The organism is Erythrobacter sp. (assembly GCA_019739335.1).
GTDB lineage: Bacteria > Pseudomonadota > Alphaproteobacteria > Sphingomonadales > Sphingomonadaceae > Alteraurantiacibacter.
In genome coordinates, this window is the sequence record CP073261.1 from 91,239 (window position 1) to 109,409 (window position 18,171).

Below are 18,171 nucleotides of genomic sequence, written 5' to 3' on the forward strand. Positions count from 1 at the left end.
TCGGAGAAAGTCGATGTCCAGCTACACCCTGTTCTTCAATCCGATGAGCCGCGCGCTGATCGCGCAATGGGCCTTTGCAGAAGTCGACGTACAGCCGGAAATCGCAATGGTAGAGTGGGAGGCCAAGCCTGCCGCGCTGCTCGAAGCAAATCCGATGGGCAAGATTCCGACTGTCATCCATCATGCAGCGGACGGCGATCGGGTGATTACCGAATGCGCCGCGATCTGCCACTATCTCGCCGAAATGGAAGCGCCCGACCTGCTTCCGCGTGAGGGAGAAAAGGCGGATTACTGGCGCTGGCTGTTCTTCGCTGCGGGGCCGATGGAAGCGGCGGTCACCAACAAGGCGCTGGGATGGGAGCCGCAGGATGCGCGGCAGGAAGGCACTGTGGGGTTCGGCAGTTACGCTCGCATGGTCGATGCGCTCGACAACTGGTTGCAGGGCCACGATTTCGTCTGCGGTGCGAGGTTTACGATGGCCGATGTCTATGTCGGCAGCCAGGTCGATTGGGGGCTGGGTTTCGGCTCACTGACCGACCGACCCAGCTTCCGCGCCTATCAGGCTCGTTTGCAAGCGCGCGACGCCTATCAGGCAACGCTCGGACAGCTGGGCGGCTGAACCTCTCGCAATCGCCCCTGCCCTGCCCCACATAGCGGGCGATGGTGCAACGGAGCTTTCCCGATCCGGTGGAACTCGCCCGGCAAAAGCTGGCGCAGCGGGTGCGCGAGGCATTCAATGATCCGGCCAAGGGCGAGGTGCCAGTCCCGCCGTCGGATATGGCTTTCTTCGCGCCCGACACGCCGATCCGGATGGTCCATGCTGACATTGTCAGCATGATGGTGGGCGGGATGGCGGCGCTGCTGTTGCAGATGCTCCACCCCCATGCCTTGCAGGGGGTGCTCGATTTCTCCGACTTTCGCGCCGATATGCACGGTCGCCTGCGCCGCACCGCGCGATTCATCGCGGTGACGACTTACGGGCACCGGGACGATGCCGAGGCGGCCATAGCACGGGTCAATCGCATCCACGCGAGCGTCAAGGGCACGCTGGCGGACGGAACGCCCTACGCCGCCACCGCGCCGCGGACGCTGGCCTGGGTGCATGTCACCGAAGCGATGATGTTCCTCGAAGCCTGGCTGGTCTATGTCCGCCCGGCCATGCCGCTGGCCGAGCAGGACGAGTATTTCCGCCAGTTCGCGCTGATCGCCCGCAAACTTGGCGCGGACCCGGTGCCGGACACCAAGGCCGAGGCGCAGGAGCTGTTCCGCGAAATGCGCAGCGATCTGCGCGCTACCCCCGAAGCGCGGGAAATTGCGCGGCTGGTGGTCGAAAGCCGCCCGCCCGGTGCCGCCGGAGCAATCCAGCCCTTCCTCGCCAACGCTGCCATAGGCCTGCTGCCGCCGTTCGCGCGCCCGATGCTGGCGCTGGAGTCGCCGGGGCTGGCGGCCTTGCCGTCACGGTTCGTGACCGGCGCGCTGGGCGGGACAATGCGCTGGGCCTTCGGGCAACGGCCCCCACGCTGAGTCCCCGCGCAGGCGGGGATCTGTTTTACATGCGCACGAGGTCCCCGCCTACGCGGGGACCCACTCTTTTGCTCAAGCGAACGCCGTCGCCCGCCGCAGCAACTGGTATGCTTCCACCACCCGCTGCAACCGCCCCTCGTGCGAACGGTCGCCGCCGTTGCGATCCGGATGATAGCGCCGCACCAGCACCGAGTACTGCCGCCGCAATTCCGCCCGATCGGTCTTCGGGCCCAGCCCCATCACGCTCAGCGCTTCGCGTTCGCGCGGGGTGAAGCGGCTGGAATCGCTGAAGTTCTCGCCCGCCGCTGCGCGCCGGATGTTCGCCATGCGCGCGCCGATGGCATCGAGCGGATCGGCGAAGTCGGCCCAGCGCGGCATTCCGTCCATCCCGGCATTGGGCCGGAAAGCGGGAGTTTCGGTCGCCCAGCCCGCACCGGGGGCCTGCGCGCGGTAGATCTCGTCGGCGCTCATGCCTTCGAACCAGTCGTACCCGGCGTTGAATTCACGCACGTGCTCAAGGCAGAACCAGCGCCAGTCGCCCGGCCCGTCGCGCGAATTGCCGCGGCTGCCCGGCGCGCGGAACTCGCCCGCCTCGCGGCAGGTCGGATGTTCGCAGGTGCGGCCTTCGCTTTCGTAACGTCCGTGGAATCGCTGGTTGCGCATGGGCGGCCAAGAATGGGGATTGCACCCGCCGAAGGGAACCCCCAAGTTTCACGTCATGAGCGGAACCGTCCAAGCCGAGATCGAAGCCCTGCTGACGCAGGCGCTTGCCCCCACCCACCTCCAGGTTATCAATGATAGCGGCCAGCACGCGGGCCACATGGGCGACGACGGCAGCGGCGAATCGCATTTCACCGTGGTGGTGGAAAGCGCGGCTTTTGCGGGCAAGAACCGCCTGGCCCGGCAGCGCATGGTGCTCGCCGCGCTGGGCGATATTCCCGGCCAGCGCGTCCACGCCCTCGCCCTGAAGTGCCACGCGCCCGGTGAGGGGAGATAAGCGTGGAACTCTGGTACTGGCCTGACATTCCGGGGCGCGGCGAGTTCATCCGCCTGTTCTGCGAGGCCTTCGGGATCGACTATACCGATATGGCGCGCGAGCAGGGTGCCGATGCGCTGGTCGAGCATATGCACGGCCTCACCGGCATCCGCCCCTTCGCTCCGCCCTATATCGTCGATGACGAGGTGGTGATCGGGCAAACCGCGCACATCCTCGCCTACCTGACCGACAAGCACGGGCTGGGTTCAGGCGAGCTGGAAGTGGACCTGCAACTGATCCAGCTCCAGCTCGACATCAGCGATTTCGTGGAGGAGGTCCACAGCGTCCACCACCCGATCGCGAATGAACTGTTCTACGCCGACCAGATGGATGCCGCCTTCGAAAAGGCCGGGTATTTCCGCGCGCAACGGATTCCCAAGTACCTGATCCATTTCGACAATGCGATTGCGGCCAGCGGCGGGCCATTCGTGCTCGGCCAGCAAGCCACCCATGTCGATACCAGCCTGTTCCAGGTGATGGAGGGGCTCGATTACGCTTTCTCGAACTACATGAAGGAAATGCGCGGCACCTGGGTGTGGCTGGAAGGCCTGCAAGGCGCGGTGCCGGAGATCGACGGCCTCGCCGCCTATCTCGCGAGCGAGCACCGGCTGGATTTCAACGAGGACGGGATATTCCGGCATTACGAGGAGTTGGACGACCTATGAGCATTCTCAAGACCGTCACCCCCGTCAGCCACGATCTTGGTGCCTTCACCGTGCGCCGCGCGGTGCCGAGTGTGGATTGCCGAATGGTCGGGCCGTTCGTGTTTGTCGACCAGTTCGGCCCGGCGCAACTCGACTTGAGCACGGGCATGGATGTGCGGCCGCATCCGCATATCAATCTGGCCACGGTGACGTGGCTCTTCGAGGGCGCGATCGATCATCGTGACAGCCTCGGCACTTTCTCCACCATACGCCCCGGCACGGTGAACCTGATGACGGCGGGGCGCGGCATCGTCCATTCGGAACGCAGCCCGCAGGATGAACGTGTGCGCGGGCCGAAGCTCTACGGAATGCAGACCTGGCTCGCCCTGCCCGACGGCAAGGAGGAAATCGATCCGGCCTTCGAAGCGGTGAGCGACCTGCCGTGGGTCGAGGCGGGCGGCGCGCGGGCCTGCGTCATCATGGGCGAGCTGTGGGGCGCGCGGGCGCGAACGACCTGCCATGCCGAAACGATCTACGCCGAGATCCTGCTGGAGGCTGGCGGGTCGATTCCCATCGACCCGCAAGCGGACGAACGCGCGGTGATGCTGGTCGGCGGCGAGGCGAGCCTCGATGGCGAAGCGCTGAATTTGTACGATCTGGTCGTGCTCAAGCCGGGTGAGGCGATGACGCTTGCCAGCCGCAGCGGCGCGCGGGCGATGCTGCTCGGCGGAGAGGCTTTCGCCACCAAGCGCCACGTCTGGTGGAATTTCGTCAGCTCGGATCGGGAGCGGATCGAACAGGCCAAGGCCGACTGGCGTGAGGGGCGGTTTGCGAAGGTTCCCGGCGATGAGGCGGAGTTTATCCCTCTGCCCGAGGGTGCGCCCAAGACTGTGAGCTATCCGTAGACCCCTTCGTCACCCCGGACTTGATCCGGGGTCCCGCTAATTCTGGCGGACGAAAAAGTAGCCGGATCCCGGATCAAGTCCGGGATGACGTGGGTAAATTTGCGCGCTATCCCGCCCCACATGAAAACCATCATCCTCCCCATCGTCGCCCTGTTTCTCGCCACCCCCGCCTTGGCGCAGGAGGCTCCTGCCCCCGCGCCCGGCGCTCCCGGCTCCATCGAGTGGCACAACGCCCAGCAGAGCGCGCTGCATTCGCTGAGCGCCGCCGACGGCTGGCACCGGCTGGCGGACGGGATCATGTTTCGCCGCACCTCAGGCAGCGGCACCGGCCCTGCCCCCACCGTGCAGGACGAAATCACGATCCACTATACCGGCAGTTTCACCGATGGTTCGGTGTTCGACAGCTCGGTAGCGCGCGGCGAACCGGCGACTTTCCCGCTCTCCGGCCTGATTCGCGGCTGGCAGGTCGCCATCCCCTACATGGGCGTGGGCGATACTGCGGAGATCGTGATCCCGGCAGGGAGTGCCTACGGATTGCAGGGGCGCGGGCCGATCCCCGGCGGGGCGACCTTGCTGTTCACCATCGAACTTCTCGGCATTCCCAGCCGGGGCGTGTGAGGTGAGCGAGCTGGCGCGGGTAAAGCTCTCCAGCGGCATCGAACTCGATGTCCGGGATTCTGGCCCGCGCGATGCGCCCGCTTTGCTTTTCCTCCACGGCTTCCCCGAAAATCACCGCACCTGGCGGCACCAGATCGCGCATTTCGCCGATCGCTTTCGCTGCATTGCGCCCGATCAGCGCGGCTACGGCAATTCGTCGCGGCCTGAAGGTGTCGAGCATTACGAACCGATGGCGCTGGCGCAGGATATTGCCCTGCTGGCGCAGGCTCTTGGCCTCCCCGGCTATACGATCATCGGCCATGACTGGGGCGGCGCGATTGCCTGGCTGGTGGCAGCGTTCGGGCAAGCGACCGGGCAGGTGACCCGCGCCGTGATCGCCAATGCGCCGCACCCGGCGGTATTCGCGCAATTGCTGCTGGAGGACCGCGAGCAGCGCGCGGCCAGCCAGTACATGCGTGCGTTCCGCGATCCTGCCAATGATGCGCTCGTGCGCGAGCACGGGCTGGCGGCGCTGCTGATGCAGGCGATCAAGTGGAACCGGCGCGCGGCCAACGATCCGGCGGAAGTGGCGCTGCTGCTGGAGCAATGGAGCGATCCCGATCGCGCCTTCGCCATGCTCAACTGGTACCGCGCCAGCGAGCTGCATGTCCCGTCGTTGGAGGAGCCTGTCGGCTTGCCCGCCGGGTTTGCTCCCCCGCCGTTCCCCAAGATCGAAATTCCCACGCTGGTGATCTGGGGCATGGAGGACGAAGCTCTGCTGCCCGCCAATGTCGAGCGCCTGCCCGACTGGGTGAGCGACCTGACCGTGGAGCGGATTGCCGATGCCGGGCATTTCGTGCCGTGGGAAGCGCCCGAAGCGGTCAACGCGGCGATGGAGCGGTTTTTGCAGAAAACGGCCCCCTAGCCCCAGATCCGCTCGTCCTGAGCCTGTCGAAGGACGCTCGCTGACCTTGGGTGCGTGGCCTTCGACAGGCTCAGGCTGAGCGGTCGTAGTTATCGTCTCCCCACTCCACCCAAGCCCCATGCGGGTGCGCCTCGCCGAGCAGCACTTCCTCCGCCCCGCCCGGCCAATAGCGCACAACGCATTCGTGGCGGAAAGTCGCCCGGTTGGTCTCCACCGCAATCCACGCCAGCGGCTTTTCCACCGTCGCCAATGCCCCCGCCGCTTCCATCGCCTGCGTGATCGCTTCGCGCGTCGCAATGGGGAGGTACTGCCACATCACCGTGTGGAACAGCACGCGGGTGACGCCTGCCTGCCGCTCTGCCGCCAGCCGTTCGGCGACGAAGTGCGCGGCATCCTGCTTTGCCAGATCGGGCGGCTCCTGTTCCGCCATCGCGATCACCGCATCCATCCGCGCCATCCGCTCGGTCGCATCGGGCCAGATGTAGGCCTTCAGTCGCAGTGCCTGTGTAGGGTCAGTCAGATCGACCGGAGCTACGTCACAGCCTTTTGCGCCAACAATCTCGACCGGATGGTCAGGTGGCGGCGGCCCGCGCCATTCAGGCACGATTTGCACCGGAGACTCTGATAGCCCCGTCCTCACCCCGCCCAGATCGAAGCCAAAGCGCCCCATCATGGTGTTGATCCCCGCGCTTGCGCCAATCTCGTTGAGTTCGAAGCACGGCCCCAGCCGCCCGAACAGCCACAACAGTGCCGCCATCACGCTGGCAGAGCGCCCCGCCTCGTTGGTCTGCGGCGGGCTGTCGAGCCACGCCAGCAGTACGTGATCGAATGTGTGCGCAGTGTCGGACACCAGTGCATCGGCCTGCCCCTGGTCCGCTATCCGGCCCTGGTATAGGTCGCCCAGCCGTGGCGCTTCGCCGGTCAGGAACAGCCAGTGAAACCCGCCCGCCACGCGCAGCGGCATCGCGTCTTCCAGCGTCAAACCCTGCCAGGCCGCCATCCGCCGTCCCGTGACGGTCTCGCCATCCAGCAGCGTCAACAATCCCCGGATCAGTCGCGCATTGCAGGGTGCGCCCGCGCGCTCGGCGTGATCAGCCTGCCACGCAATCGCTTCTGCGACGCTGGCGATCTCCATCACCTTGCGCCCGCTTGCTGCACCTACCGCCTTTTGCCCGCCTGCCATCCGCATTGCCCTTTTCCAGTGAGGCCACTACATCGCGCGGCCATGACCCAAGGTTCCGCCCCCCACCCCCCAGCGCCGCTGATTTTCGCCGTGCCCAAGGGCCGCATTCTCGACGAAGCGGTTCCGGTGATGGAGCGTGCGGGCGTGGTGCCGGAAAGCGCCTTTCACGACAAGGCCGACCGCTCGCTCAGCTTCGCCGACACCAGCGGCACGATGCGCATCTTCCGCGTACGCGCTTTCGATGTCGCCACCTTCGTCGCTTTCGGCGCGGCGCAGGCGGGGATCGTGGGATCGGACGTGATCGAGGAATTCGACTATTCCGAACTCTACGCCCCCGTCGATCTGGGCATTGGCGCCTGCCGCCTGTCGGTGGCCGAGCCGCTGCAGCCCGCGGGCTACGCCTTTGGTAATGCCAGCCATCTGCGCGTCGCCACCAAGTATCCCAACATCACCGGCCGCCATTTCGAACGCCAGGGCATCCAGGCGGAATGCATCAAGCTGAACGGGGCGATGGAGCTTGCCCCCTCGAGCGGGCTGGCCGGGCGGATCGTGGATCTGGTCTCCACCGGGCAGACGCTCAAGTCGAACGGACTGGTCGAGCGCGACGTGATCATGCAGGTGACCAGCCGCCTGATCGTCAACCGCGCGGCGCTGAAGACCGATCCGCGCGTGGCCGCGCTGGTCGAAGGCTTCCGCGCTGCTGTTTCTGAAGCGAAGGCCGCCTGATGCGACGCCTGCATATTAGCGACGCCGATTTCGAGGCGCAGTTCGCGCGGATCGTCAACGACCGGCGCGAGAGCGATGCCGGGGTGGCGCGCGATGTCAGTGAGATCCTTGCCCGCGTGCGCAGCGGCGGGGACGAGGAATTGCGCAATCTCACCCTGCGGTTCGACAAATATACGCTGACCGAGGATTCCGCCACCTGGCGGATCGGCGCGGACGAATGCGCGGCGGCATACGAGGCGCTGGCTACCGAAGCGAAGACCGCGCTCGATCTCGCGGCGGAGCGTATCCGTGCTTATCACGAAGGCCAATTGCCGCAGGATCGCGACTATGTTGACGCGGCGGGCGTGCGGCTCGGCGCGAAGTGGCTGCCGGTGGACGCGGCGGGGCTCTATGTTCCCGGCGGGCGCGCGGCCTATCCAAGCAGCCTGCTGATGAACGCGATCCCGGCGCGGGTGGCGGGGGTGGAACGGCTCGTGGTTTGCACCCCCACGCCCAAGGGCGAAGTCAACCCGCTGGTGCTTGCCGCCGCGCACGTCTGCGGCATCGAGGAACTGTGGCGGATCGGCGGCGCGCAGGCGATTGCGGCGCTCGCCTATGGCACCGAACACATCCAGCCGGTCGACGTGGTGACCGGCCCCGGCAACGCCTGGGTGGCGGAAGCCAAGCGCCAGCTTTACGGCGTGGTCGGCATCGACATGGTCGCGGGGCCGAGCGAAATCCTCGTCATTTCCGACAACAAGAGCGATCCCGACTGGGTCGCCGCCGACCTGCTGAGCCAGGCCGAACACGATCCCGCAGCCCAGTCGATCCTGATTACCGACGATGCCGCGTTTGCCGATGTGGTCGAAGACGCGGTCGATGTCACGCTGGCGCAGCTCGCTACCCGCACGGTGGCGAGCGAGAGCTGGGACAAGCACGGCGTGGTGATCCTGGTGGACAATCTCGCCGCGCAGGCCCCGCCGCTCGCCAATCGCCTTGCCGCCGAACACGTCGAACTGATGGTGGACGATCCCGATGCTATGTTCGCGCAGATCCGCCATGCAGGCAGCGTGTTCCTCGGTCGCCATACGCCAGAAGCCGTGGGTGACTATGTCGCCGGGCCAAACCACGTGCTTCCCACCGGCCGCCGCGCGCGCTTTGCCAGCGGGCTGTCGGTGCTCGATTTCATGAAGCGGACCAGCTTCCTCCAGGCCGATGCTGCCTCGCTCGCCGCGATCGGCCCGGCGGCGGTGGCGCTGGCCGAGATCGAAGGCCTGCCCGCCCATGCCACCTCTGTGAAAGTCCGTCTGAAATGAACAAGCCCGCCAAAGGCTCACAACGCTCCCGCCAACGCTCCGCCGCGCGGCTCGCCGCCGTGCAGGCGATCTACCAGTGGCACATGGAAAAGACCGCGCTGAGCCGGCTGCTCAACGAATTCCACCAGCACCGGTTGGGCGCGGAGATCGAGGACGACCAATATGCCGAGGCCGAAGTCGATTTCTTCGACGACGTTGTGGCCGGCGTGATCGCCCGCGCGGAGGAGATCGATGCGAAGCTGAGCGAGAAGCTGGCCGACGGCTGGACCCTCGCCCGGCTCGACAAGACCATGCTGCAGATCCTGCGCTGCGGCACCTACGAACTGCTCGCCCGCGCCGATGTGCCGGTTGGCACCGCGATCAGCGAATATGTCGATGTTGCGCACGCCTTCTTCGATGAGCGCGAGGCGAAGTTCGTCAACGGCGTGCTGGATGCGGTGGCGAAGGATGTGCGCCGCTGACCACGTCATCCCGGCCCCCGAGCCGGGATCCCGCTTCCTTTCAATTCCCTCGCTGTCCAGTTAAGCGGGACCCCGGATCAAGTCCGGGGTGACGAACTGGGGATATGAACGAAGCCGAATTTATCGCCGCTCTGCGCCACCTCCCGCTCCATAAGGGTGCGCGGGGCCTGGCAGACGATGCTGCCGTCTTGCCGCTGGGCAACGAAGTGTTCGTCTTCACCCATGATATGATGGTTGAAGGCCGCCATTTCCTCTCCGGGCAGGACATGGCCGATGTCGCGTGGAAGCTCGTTTCCACCAATCTTTCCGATCTGGCCGCCAAGGGCGCGGAGCCGGTCGGCGTGCTGCTCGGCCATATGCTCGGCCACGGCGATGCCGATTTCCTTTCCGGGCTGGAGGAAGTTCTCACCCATTACGGCGTGCCGCTGCTTGGCGGCGATACTGTTTCCGGCGGGCCTCCTCGGGCTTTCGGGCTTACCGCCATCGGTCGCGCCGTCCACACCCCCGTCCCTTCCCGCAGCGGGGCGCAGATCGGGGACGATCTGTTCGTCACCGGGACGCTCGGCGCAGCGATGCTCGGGTTCGAGGCCTTGCGCGATGGCACCACCACTGCCGACATCACACCCTACACCCGCCCGATGGCGCGGCTCGCCGAAGGCTGCGATCTTGCCCCGCTCGCCACAGCGATGATGGACGTTTCCGACGGATTGCTGCTCGACGCCTTCCGCATGGCCGAGGCAAGCGAGGTCTCGATAGCGATCGACAGCAGCGCCGTTCCTGTCGCCGATCCCGCCCGGCGCCACGAGTGCCTGACCTGGGGCGATGATTACGAGTTGCTGTTCACCCTCCCCGCCAAGACCTTCCCCCCGGTCCCCGCCACCCGCATCGGCACAGTCGAACCGCGCGGCTTTGCGCCGCTGTTCGTCGATGGCGAGCCGGCGACCAATGCCGAAGGCCTCGGCTATCTTCACAATCAGGGCGGCAAGTAAGGCGATATCGCCGGCACGGGTGAAAAACCCGCGCTTTGCGCTTGTCGAAGCGCGTTACATTGCCTAGCCACGGCCCCACACGGACCCGGAAGCCCGGGCCGTTTTCATTTCTAAGAGGGGAAAAGCCGGGTTATGCAACTGGTTCTCATCGCAATCGCGCTTGGTGCGCTGGCCATCGTCTATGGCTTCGTCACCAGCCGCCAGGTGCTCGGCGCACCGGCGGGCAATGCCAAAATGCAGGAAATCGCCGCCGCCATCCAGGAAGGCGCGCAAGCCTATCTGAACCGCCAGTACACCACCATCGGCATTGTCGGCGTGGTCGTCGCGGTCCTCGTCGGGGTTTTCCTCGGCTATCTTTCGGCGATCGGCTTCGTGATCGGGGCGGTGCTTTCAGGCGTCGCCGGGTTCATCGGGATGAACATCTCGGTGAAGGCCAATGTGCGCACTGCGCATGCGGCTTCGACCGGTCTACAGGAAGGCCTGACGATGGCTTTCCGCGCGGGCGCGATCACCGGGATGCTGGTGGCGGGCCTTGCCCTGCTGGCCATCGCGGTGTTCTTCTACGTGCTGATCGGCCCGATGGCGCTCGAACCCAACAGCCGCGAAGTGATCGACGCGCTGGTGGCGCTCGCTTTCGGTGCCTCGCTGATTTCGATCTTCGCCCGTCTGGGCGGCGGCATCTTCACCAAGGCGGCAGACGTCGGCGCCGATCTCGTCGGCAAGGTCGAAGCCGGAATCCCGGAGGATGACCCCCGCAACCCCGCCGTTATCGCCGACAACGTTGGCGACAACGTCGGCGATTGCGCTGGCATGGCGGCCGACCTGTTCGAAACCTATGTCGTCACCGTGGGCGCAACGATGGTGCTCACCGCGCTGCTGTTGACCGCTGCGGGCGAACTGCTGCTGCCGCTGATGGCGCTGCCGCTGCTGATTGGCGGTGCCTGCATCGTTACCAGCATCATCGGCACCTATTTCGTCCGTCTGGGCGGCGGGACAAATGTAATGGGCGCGATGTACAAGGGCTTCCTTGTCTCTGCCGTGCTGGCGATCCCGCTGATCTACCTCGTCACGCAGTATGCGCTCGGCTCGGTCGGGGTCGGCATGAACGACGTGCTCAATGCCGGAATGGCGGACATGGTGCCCTTCACCGGGATGGACCTGTTCTGGTGTGCGCTGATCGGCCTGCTGCTGACCGGCGTGATCATCTGGATCACCGAATACTACACCGGCACCGGCTTCCGCCCGGTCCGTTCGATCGCCAAGGCTTCGGAAACCGGCCACGGCACCAATGTGATCCAGGGCCTCGCAATCAGCCTCGAATCCACAGCCCTGCCCACGCTGGCAATCATCGCGGCGATCATCGGTGCTTACCAGATCGCCGGCCTGATCGGCCTGGCTTTCGCAGCGACAGCGATGCTGGCGCTGGCGGGCATGGTCGTGGCGCTCGACGCCTACGGTCCGGTCACCGACAATGCTGGCGGCATCGCCGAAATGGCCGGCCTGGACGACAGCGTCCGCGAAAAGACCGACCTGCTCGACGCCGTGGGCAACACCACCAAGGCGGTGACCAAGGGCTACGCCATCGGTTCGGCGGGCCTCGCGGCGCTGGTGCTGTTTGCCGCCTACACCACCGATCTGGGGATCTTCTTCCCCGAGATAACCGTCGATTTCAGCCTCGAAAACCCCTACGTCATCGTCGGGCTGCTGCTCGGCGCGCTGTTGCCCTACCTGTTCGGGGCGATGGGCATGACGGCAGTGGGCCGCGCGGCGGGCGAAGTGGTGAAAGACGTGCGCGACCAGTTCGCCAAGAACCCCGGCATCATGACCTACGAGGTCAAGCCGGACTATGCCCGCACGGTCGATCTGGTGACCAAGGCCGCCATCCGAGAGATGATCATCCCCTCGCTGCTGCCGGTACTCGCACCGATTGTGGTCTATTTCGTGATCACTGCCATTGCGGGCCAGGAAAACGGCTTTGCGGCGCTGGGTGCACTGCTGCTCGGCGTGATCGTCGGCGGGCTGTTCGTGGCGCTGTCCATGACCGCCGGTGGCGGCGCATGGGACAATGCCAAGAAGTACATCGAGGACGGCAATCACGGCGGCAAGGGCTCCGAAGCGCACAAGGCTGCGGTGACCGGCGACACGGTGGGCGATCCGTACAAAGACACCGCCGGCCCCGCCGTCAACCCGATGATCAAGATCACCAACATCGTGGCGCTGCTGCTGCTCGCGGCGCTCGCGGCGGCCTGATCCGTCTCTCGACCGGGGCGGCCCATTGGCTTCTCCCTAAGGACAAAAACCCTGCCGGGAGCGATCCCGGCAGGGTTTTCTTTACCCTTTGCCTTAGCCATTCCTTGTCCCCAGCTTCTCTAGAACCACTCAGGCGGGCGGGTGCCGTCCGCAATGTGGGATTAACGAATCGCTGTGGGCCAGAACCTCCCCATCGACACACCTGGCTCTCGTCGCCAGCGGGAGCGCATCGCCGCACCTCCGGCAGGGGTCCCGCGCCTTGTCCTGACCGGACGCGACTGGCGCGAAATCGACAGCGCAGACATGATCGCGGCATGGGATGGACTGGCTAAGTCCGCCGCCGAGCCCAATCCCTTCTTTGAAAGCTGGTATCTGCTTCCGGCCCTGCGCGCTTTTGATTCGGACGGGGCGGTGAAGCTGGTGATGCTCGAAGCGGATGGCCAGCTTGTCGGCCTGCTCCCGATCCGCCGCGAAGTGTTCTACTACGGATACCCCCTTCCGCACCTGCGCAGTTGGACCCACGCCAACTGTTTCCTCGGCGCGCCGCTGGTGGCGCGCGGGTTCGAGCACGCGTACTGGAGCCATTTGCTGGCATGGGCCGACAGCCACGCTGGCCTGTCGCTGTTCCTCCACCTTGCGCACATGCCCGCCAGCGGCTCGCTGCACCTCGCTCTGGCGGATGTCCTGACGTCGCAGGATCGCGACGCAGCTACCGTTCTGCGCGAAGAACGCGCGCTTCTTTCCAGCACCGCGACGCCGGAAACCTATTACGAAGCCGCACTGTCAGCCAAGAAGCGAAAGGAACTGCGCCGCCAGCACCGCCGCCTCGAAGAAGAGGGCAACCTGTCTGTCGAGCGGCTGGAGTGCAGCGAAGGGCTGGCCGCGTGGACGGCGCAGTTCCTCGCGCTAGAAATGCGCGGCTGGAAGGGCAAGGCGGGCTCTTCACTGGCAAGCGACCCACGCACCGCATCGCTGTTCACCGACGCCTTGCGCGGCGCGGCGGAACGCGGGCGGCTGCAGCGGCTGACGCTTACGCTCGACAGCCAGCCTATCGCCATGCTCGCCAGCTTCCTCACCCCGCCGGGAGCGTTCTCGTTCAAGACCGCCTTCGATGAGGACTACGCCCGCTTTTCTCCCGGCGTGCTGCTCCAGCGGGAAAACCTCGAAGTGCTCACCCGCGCCGATATCGCCTGGACTGACAGCTGCGCCGCGCAGGGTCACCCGATGATCGACCACTTCTGGCGCGAACGGCGCACGATCGCCCGCCACTCCATCGGCATGGGCGGCCCGCTCCGCCGAAAAATGTTCGCCGCGCTCGCCCGGCGGGAAACAGGCCATCCAGCAAAGGGTATTCGATGACACGCATGGTCCGCTCGCTCCACGGTCGCTCGATGGGCGGCAAGCGCGCCTTCCCGGCGCGGGCGCGGAGCAATTTCAGCGCCTCCTATCCCGAAGGCGTGCACAAGCTGGAGCACGATCTGGTCGGCAACCCGCTGCTCGATCTCGATGGCCTTGCAATGCTGGGTGAAGCGCTGCCGCCCGAAAGCGTCGAGTACAATCGTGGCGATCTGCCCATCGGCGTCGATGGCAAGCCCGAAGGCAACGGGCTGACCATCGGCGAGACAATTCGCGGCATCGGCACGGCGAACAGCTGGGCCGTGCTCAAGAATATCGAGCAGAAGCGCCCCTATGCCGCGCTGCTGGAGGAACTGCTCGACGAACTACGCCCGATCATCGAAAAGCGCACCGGCAAGATGATGAAAACGCAGGGGTTCATCTTCGTCTCCAGTCCCAACGCCGTAACCCCATACCACTTCGATCCGGAGCATAACATCCTGCTCCAGTTGAAGGGCAAGAAGGCGATGACAGTGTTCCCGGCCGGCAATCCGCGCTTCGCCCCCGACACCCTGCACGAAACCTACCACACCGGCGGCGCGCGCGAGCTGAAGTGGGACGAAAGCTTCGCCAAGGACGGCTACACGTTCAAATTGCAGCGCGGAGAGGCGATTTACGTGCCCGTCATGGCCCCGCACTACGTCCAGAACGGGGGCGAGGTGTCGATTTCGCTTTCCATCACCTGGCGCAGCGAATGGAGCTTTGCCGAGGCGGACGCGAGGGCGTTCAACAAGCTGCTGCGTGGTTATGGCCTCAATCCCAAGCCACCCGGCCGGTGGCCCGCCACCAACCGCACCAAGGCGGTGCTGATGCGCATCGCCCGGCGCATTCCGGGCCTTACGTAAGCGGGCCTTCCTTGACGAAGCCAGCGCTCGCTTGCATGGGCGAAGCGATGGCCACTCCTGCGGACGATAACCCCACTCCCGAAAAGATCGTTGCCGATCTCATCTTCCTGCTGGAACTGGAGGCGCGCGGGGCGGACCAGTTCGTCGGCCGTCGCCACCCCGACGGCACCGGGCGGGTGTTTGGCGGCCAGGCGATTGCGCAAGCACTGGGCGCTGCAAGCCGCACGGTCGATCCCGAGCGCCAAGTGCATTCCCTGCACGCTTATTTCCTGCGCCCCGGCAGCGACGATTTGCCGATCGATTTCCGGGTGAAGCGCGATCTGGACGGGCGCAGCTTTTCCAATCGTCGGGTGGTGGCGAGTCAGGACGGCAAGCCGATCCTCAATTTTGTCGCCAGTTTCCAACTGCCCGCCGAAGGTCCCGGCCACCAGCACCCCTCGATGCCCGACGTGCCGCCGCCCGAAGCGCTGGAGCCGGATGTGGTTTCTGCGCGCAAGCTGGCCCGCCACTTGCCCGATGGGGCGTTCAAGACCATGATCATGCGCCCGCAGCCGGTCGATTTCCGCTCGGTCGAACCGCGCGACTGGCTGCATCAGGAAGTGCGCCCGCCGATCGCCAACGTGTGGTTCCGCACCGTCGCCAGTCTCCCGGCAGACCGGGCGCTGCACCGCACCGTCCTCGCATGGATTTCGGACTTCCAGCTCCTCGGTACCGCGCTGCAACCGGTCGGCTCGGCGGTAAACAGGGTCAAGGCCGCCAGCCTCGACCACGCGATGTGGTTCCACGATGATTTCGCGGTGGACGACTGGCTGCTCTACGCCACCGACAGCCCGTGGAGCGGTAACGCGCGCGGGTTCGGGCGCGGACAGATCTTCACGCGGGATGGTCGGCTGGTGGCGAGTGTGACGCAGGAAGGGATGTTGCGGCATCTTTGAGGGGGCGATGATGCGGAAGTTCCTACCGGCACTTGGTCTTGCGGCAAGCCTTTCAGCCTGCGCCCATTCCCCTGTTCCATTACAGATAGCCGCACCAGAGCCTGCTCCCGCCATCGACTACGACGCCGAAGCGCTGCGGACGATGGCCGCCTACGACACTACCGGCATGGTCGTCTCGGTGATGGTCAATGGCGAGGTGGTCCACCTTGGCGCTTACGGACTGGCGGAGGAAGGCACCGACCGCCCCGTCACCACCGATATGCGCTTTCCCATTGCCAGCATTTCCAAGGCCTTCACCGCCACCGCGCTCGGCATTCTGGTGGATCGCGGACAGGTGGACTGGGACGCCCCGATCCGCACCTATATCCCCGAGTTCGGCATGTACGACCCGTGGGTGAGTGAGCGCTTCACCGTGCGCGATGCCCTGACGCATCGCTCCGGCCTGCCCTTGGGCGCGGGCGACTTGCTGATCTGGCCCGATGGCGATGCCAGCCCCGAAGATGTGATCGCCGCGCTGCCCCATCTGCGCCCGACGACCGGTTTTCGTGACGGCTATGCCTATGACAATCTCCTCTATGTGGTGGCGGGCGAAATTGTCGAGCGGGTCTCGGGTCAGGACTGGGCGACTTTCGTCACCAGCGAGATCCTCCAGCCCATCGGCCTCGATGGCTGCGCGGCGCAGCAGGACCGGATTGCGCCGGGAACGCCGGTAGTGACCGGGCACGAGCGTGCTGCCGGGGCCGGTGCAGGCGTACCCGTGGACGAGCGTCTGGAGTTTTCCGAAACCTGGTCGGCTGCGGGTGGGCTGTACTGCACGGCCGGGGACATGCTGGACTGGGCGCAGTTCTGGTTCGATCGCGGAGTGACGGAGGACGGCACCCGCGTGCTGAGCGAAGCACAGGTTGAAGAAATATTGACCGGCGTCACTCCGGTCGATGTGCCCGGCCTGCATCGCAATGCCGGATCGAGCCATCTGGCGCTCTACGGGCTCGGCTGGTTCGTGCAGGATTATGAGGGCACCCTGATGGTCCGCCATTCGGGCGGCGCGCCGGGGGTCGTGAGCAGTCTGGTACTGCTGCCCGAGCACGAGATCGCGGTGTTCGCGAGTTCCAACGATTACCGCTCTGCCGCTTCCGCCTTTACCTATCACGTTGCCGAGGCGCTGGTCGCGGATCAACCGCGCGATGTGATCGGCCTGATGGGCACCAGCTTCGCCGCCGCGGAGGCCGAGGGTGCCGCGCTGATTTCCGGCGATGCCGGGCGGCCGGAAAATCCCGCGCCGCCCAGCTTGCCGCTCTCCGCCTATGTCGGCACCTATCGCGATCCGTGGTATGGCGAAGTTCGGATCACCCAGAATGCCGAGGGCGCACTGGTGATCGACATGGGCCGTTCGGAAATTCTCGATGGCCCGCTCACCCACCATGCAGGCGATCGCTTTGCCGCCTTCTGGCCCGACGCCTCGTTAAAGGCCGATGCCTTCGTCGATTTCGCAGTGCAGGACGGCACAGTCGTCCGCGTCACCATGGTGGCGATTTCGGAGCTGACCGACTTTTCCTACGACTTCCACGATCTGCGGCTGGAGCGGGTGGCAGAGTAGCGTTCAATCGACCTAGTGGCTCAGGAACACTGGAATATCCGGGTTCGTCAGCATGTCGCGCGTAACCCCTCCGAATAGCGTCTCGACAACGCGCGGCACGCCATAAGCGCCCATCACCAGCAAGCCTGCTTCCCGCGCCCGCGCGGCTTCGCGCAAGACATGAGTGATGCTCGCGTCCCCGCGTCCGATCTGCACGATCTCGCAAGCGATACCGTGACGATCAAGATAGCGCGCGCCATCCAGCATCGGTAACTCGACTTCGCGTTGCTTGGTCTCTTCCACCTCAACAAGGGTCACCGCACTCGCCTTCTGCAGCAAAGGCACGGCCGATCGCAGGGCGCGCGAGGCTTCTAGCGAGCCATCCCAGGCGACCACTGCCGCACCATCGGCAGCGAACCCCTCCGCAGTATCGGGAACCACCAAAATCGGTGCGAGGGACTGGATGGCAAGGGTTCCCGCAAGCCGCGATGCACCCTTGCGCCCATCGGTGTTGCCCGCACCGACGATGGCGAGGTCGGCCAGCCCGGATTGTTCCACCAGCCCGGCCTCGGCCACTCCGAATTCGCTGACCCAGTTCCACGGCACATCTTCGGCCGCCAGCCGGATTTCGATCTTGCGACGATATTCCTCCGCCCTGTCCTTTGCCATGGGAGCAAGATCGGTAGCGGTTACGGCGAAGGGATCGCCCGGCCACAGCATCGCCAGCGGGATCGGCTGGTAAAGCGATATATGGCCGTCGAAAGCCCGCGCCAGATCGAGTGCGACTTGCAGTCGGGCATCGAAGCGGGGTTCTTCGTGGACGTGGAGCAATAGGCTACGCATGGAACTGTCCTCCTACGTCCTGTCTAAAGCACAGGAGGATGG

At 65.5% G+C, this 18,171-nt stretch carries 19 protein-coding genes; 16 read left to right on the plus strand and 3 right to left on the minus strand.

All coding sequences use genetic code 11. From position 1 onward, the window contains the following. Positions 1–13 precede the first annotated feature (13 nt). Positions 14–619: a glutathione S-transferase N-terminal domain-containing protein gene (locus tag JY451_00490; protein QZH75155.1), complete on the plus strand. Its 606-nt coding sequence runs from the start codon at positions 14–16 to the stop codon at positions 617–619. A gap of 41 nt (positions 620–660) precedes the next feature. Next, entirely contained in the window at positions 661–1,524 is an 864-nt protein-coding gene (locus JY451_00495) for a DUF2236 domain-containing protein (protein ID QZH75156.1), read from the plus strand. A 72-nt stretch (positions 1,525–1,596) separates the two neighbouring features. Here JY451_00495 and JY451_00500 read toward each other — a convergent pair whose 3' ends face one another. Continuing rightward, positions 1,597–2,187, minus strand: a complete 591-nt coding sequence (locus tag JY451_00500; protein ID QZH75157.1) for a DnaJ domain-containing protein — start codon at positions 2,185–2,187, stop codon at positions 1,597–1,599. Positions 2,188–2,242: 55 nt separating this feature from the next. Between JY451_00500 and JY451_00505 the strand changes: the two genes are divergently transcribed. The 5 genes from JY451_00505 (at position 2,243) to JY451_00525 (ending at position 5,631) form a co-directional block, all read left to right on the plus strand. Next, positions 2,243–2,521: a BolA family transcriptional regulator gene (locus JY451_00505; protein QZH75158.1), complete on the plus strand. Its 279-nt coding sequence runs from the start codon at positions 2,243–2,245 to the stop codon at positions 2,519–2,521. Next, positions 2,518–3,225 (plus strand): glutathione S-transferase, encoded by a 708-nt coding sequence (locus JY451_00510; GenBank protein QZH76472.1) that lies wholly within the window; start codon positions 2,518–2,520, stop codon positions 3,223–3,225. Before JY451_00505 ends, JY451_00510 begins: the two co-directional genes overlap by 4 nt. Further along, complete coding sequence (locus tag JY451_00515) at positions 3,222–4,109, plus strand: pirin family protein (GenBank protein QZH75159.1); 888 nt, start codon at positions 3,222–3,224, stop codon at positions 4,107–4,109. Before JY451_00510 ends, JY451_00515 begins: the two co-directional genes overlap by 4 nt. A gap of 120 nt (positions 4,110–4,229) precedes the next feature. After that, on the plus strand, positions 4,230–4,727 hold the full coding sequence (locus JY451_00520) for an FKBP-type peptidyl-prolyl cis-trans isomerase (GenBank protein QZH75160.1): 498 nt from the start codon (positions 4,230–4,232) through the stop codon (positions 4,725–4,727). Between the two features lies 1 nt (position 4,728). After that, entirely contained in the window at positions 4,729–5,631 is a 903-nt protein-coding gene (locus JY451_00525) for an alpha/beta hydrolase (GenBank protein ID QZH75161.1), read from the plus strand. Between the two features lie 70 nt (positions 5,632–5,701). Here the strand turns inward: JY451_00525 and JY451_00530 are convergent, their stop codons facing one another. After that, complete coding sequence (locus tag JY451_00530; protein ID QZH76473.1) at positions 5,702–6,766, minus strand: DUF2332 domain-containing protein; 1,065 nt, start codon at positions 6,764–6,766, stop codon at positions 5,702–5,704. A 90-nt stretch (positions 6,767–6,856) separates the two neighbouring features. On the opposite strand from JY451_00530, the gene JY451_00535 reads away from it, so the two are divergent. The 9 genes from JY451_00535 to JY451_00575 all read left to right on the plus strand — a co-directional run bounded on the left by JY451_00535 (position 6,857) and on the right by JY451_00575 (position 17,307). Further along, on the plus strand, positions 6,857–7,540 hold the full coding sequence (locus JY451_00535) for an ATP phosphoribosyltransferase (protein QZH75162.1): 684 nt from the start codon (positions 6,857–6,859) through the stop codon (positions 7,538–7,540). Beyond that, positions 7,540–8,835: a histidinol dehydrogenase gene (gene hisD, locus JY451_00540; GenBank protein ID QZH75163.1), complete on the plus strand. Its 1,296-nt coding sequence runs from the start codon at positions 7,540–7,542 to the stop codon at positions 8,833–8,835. Before JY451_00535 ends, hisD begins: the two co-directional genes overlap by 1 nt. Continuing rightward, positions 8,832–9,296 (plus strand): transcription antitermination factor NusB, encoded by a 465-nt coding sequence (gene nusB, locus JY451_00545; GenBank protein ID QZH75164.1) that lies wholly within the window; start codon positions 8,832–8,834, stop codon positions 9,294–9,296. The genes hisD and nusB overlap by 4 nt, the downstream gene beginning before the upstream one ends. Before the next feature lie 104 nt (positions 9,297–9,400). Then, a complete protein-coding gene (thiL, locus tag JY451_00550; protein ID QZH75165.1) occupies positions 9,401–10,285 on the plus strand; it encodes a thiamine-phosphate kinase in 885 nt (294 codons plus the stop codon). Positions 10,286–10,417: 132 nt separating this feature from the next. After that, positions 10,418–12,535, plus strand: a complete 2,118-nt coding sequence (locus JY451_00555; protein QZH75166.1) for a sodium-translocating pyrophosphatase — start codon at positions 10,418–10,420, stop codon at positions 12,533–12,535. A 303-nt stretch (positions 12,536–12,838) separates the two neighbouring features. Beyond that, a complete protein-coding gene (locus tag JY451_00560; protein ID QZH76474.1) occupies positions 12,839–13,894 on the plus strand; it encodes a GNAT family N-acetyltransferase in 1,056 nt (351 codons plus the stop codon). Between the two features lie 32 nt (positions 13,895–13,926). Next, positions 13,927–14,775, plus strand: a complete 849-nt coding sequence (locus JY451_00565; protein QZH76475.1) for a cupin-like domain-containing protein — start codon at positions 13,927–13,929, stop codon at positions 14,773–14,775. Positions 14,776–14,810: 35 nt separating this feature from the next. Further along, entirely contained in the window at positions 14,811–15,710 is a 900-nt protein-coding gene (locus tag JY451_00570) for an acyl-CoA thioesterase II (protein QZH76476.1), read from the plus strand. Between the two features lie 7 nt (positions 15,711–15,717). Further along, entirely contained in the window at positions 15,718–17,307 is a 1,590-nt protein-coding gene (locus JY451_00575; GenBank protein ID QZH75167.1) for a serine hydrolase, read from the plus strand. Positions 17,308–17,319: 12 nt separating this feature from the next. Here the strand turns inward: JY451_00575 and JY451_00580 are convergent, their stop codons facing one another. Further along, positions 17,320–18,129: a universal stress protein gene (locus JY451_00580; protein QZH75168.1), complete on the minus strand. Its 810-nt coding sequence runs from the start codon at positions 18,127–18,129 to the stop codon at positions 17,320–17,322. Positions 18,130–18,171 lie beyond the last annotated feature (42 nt).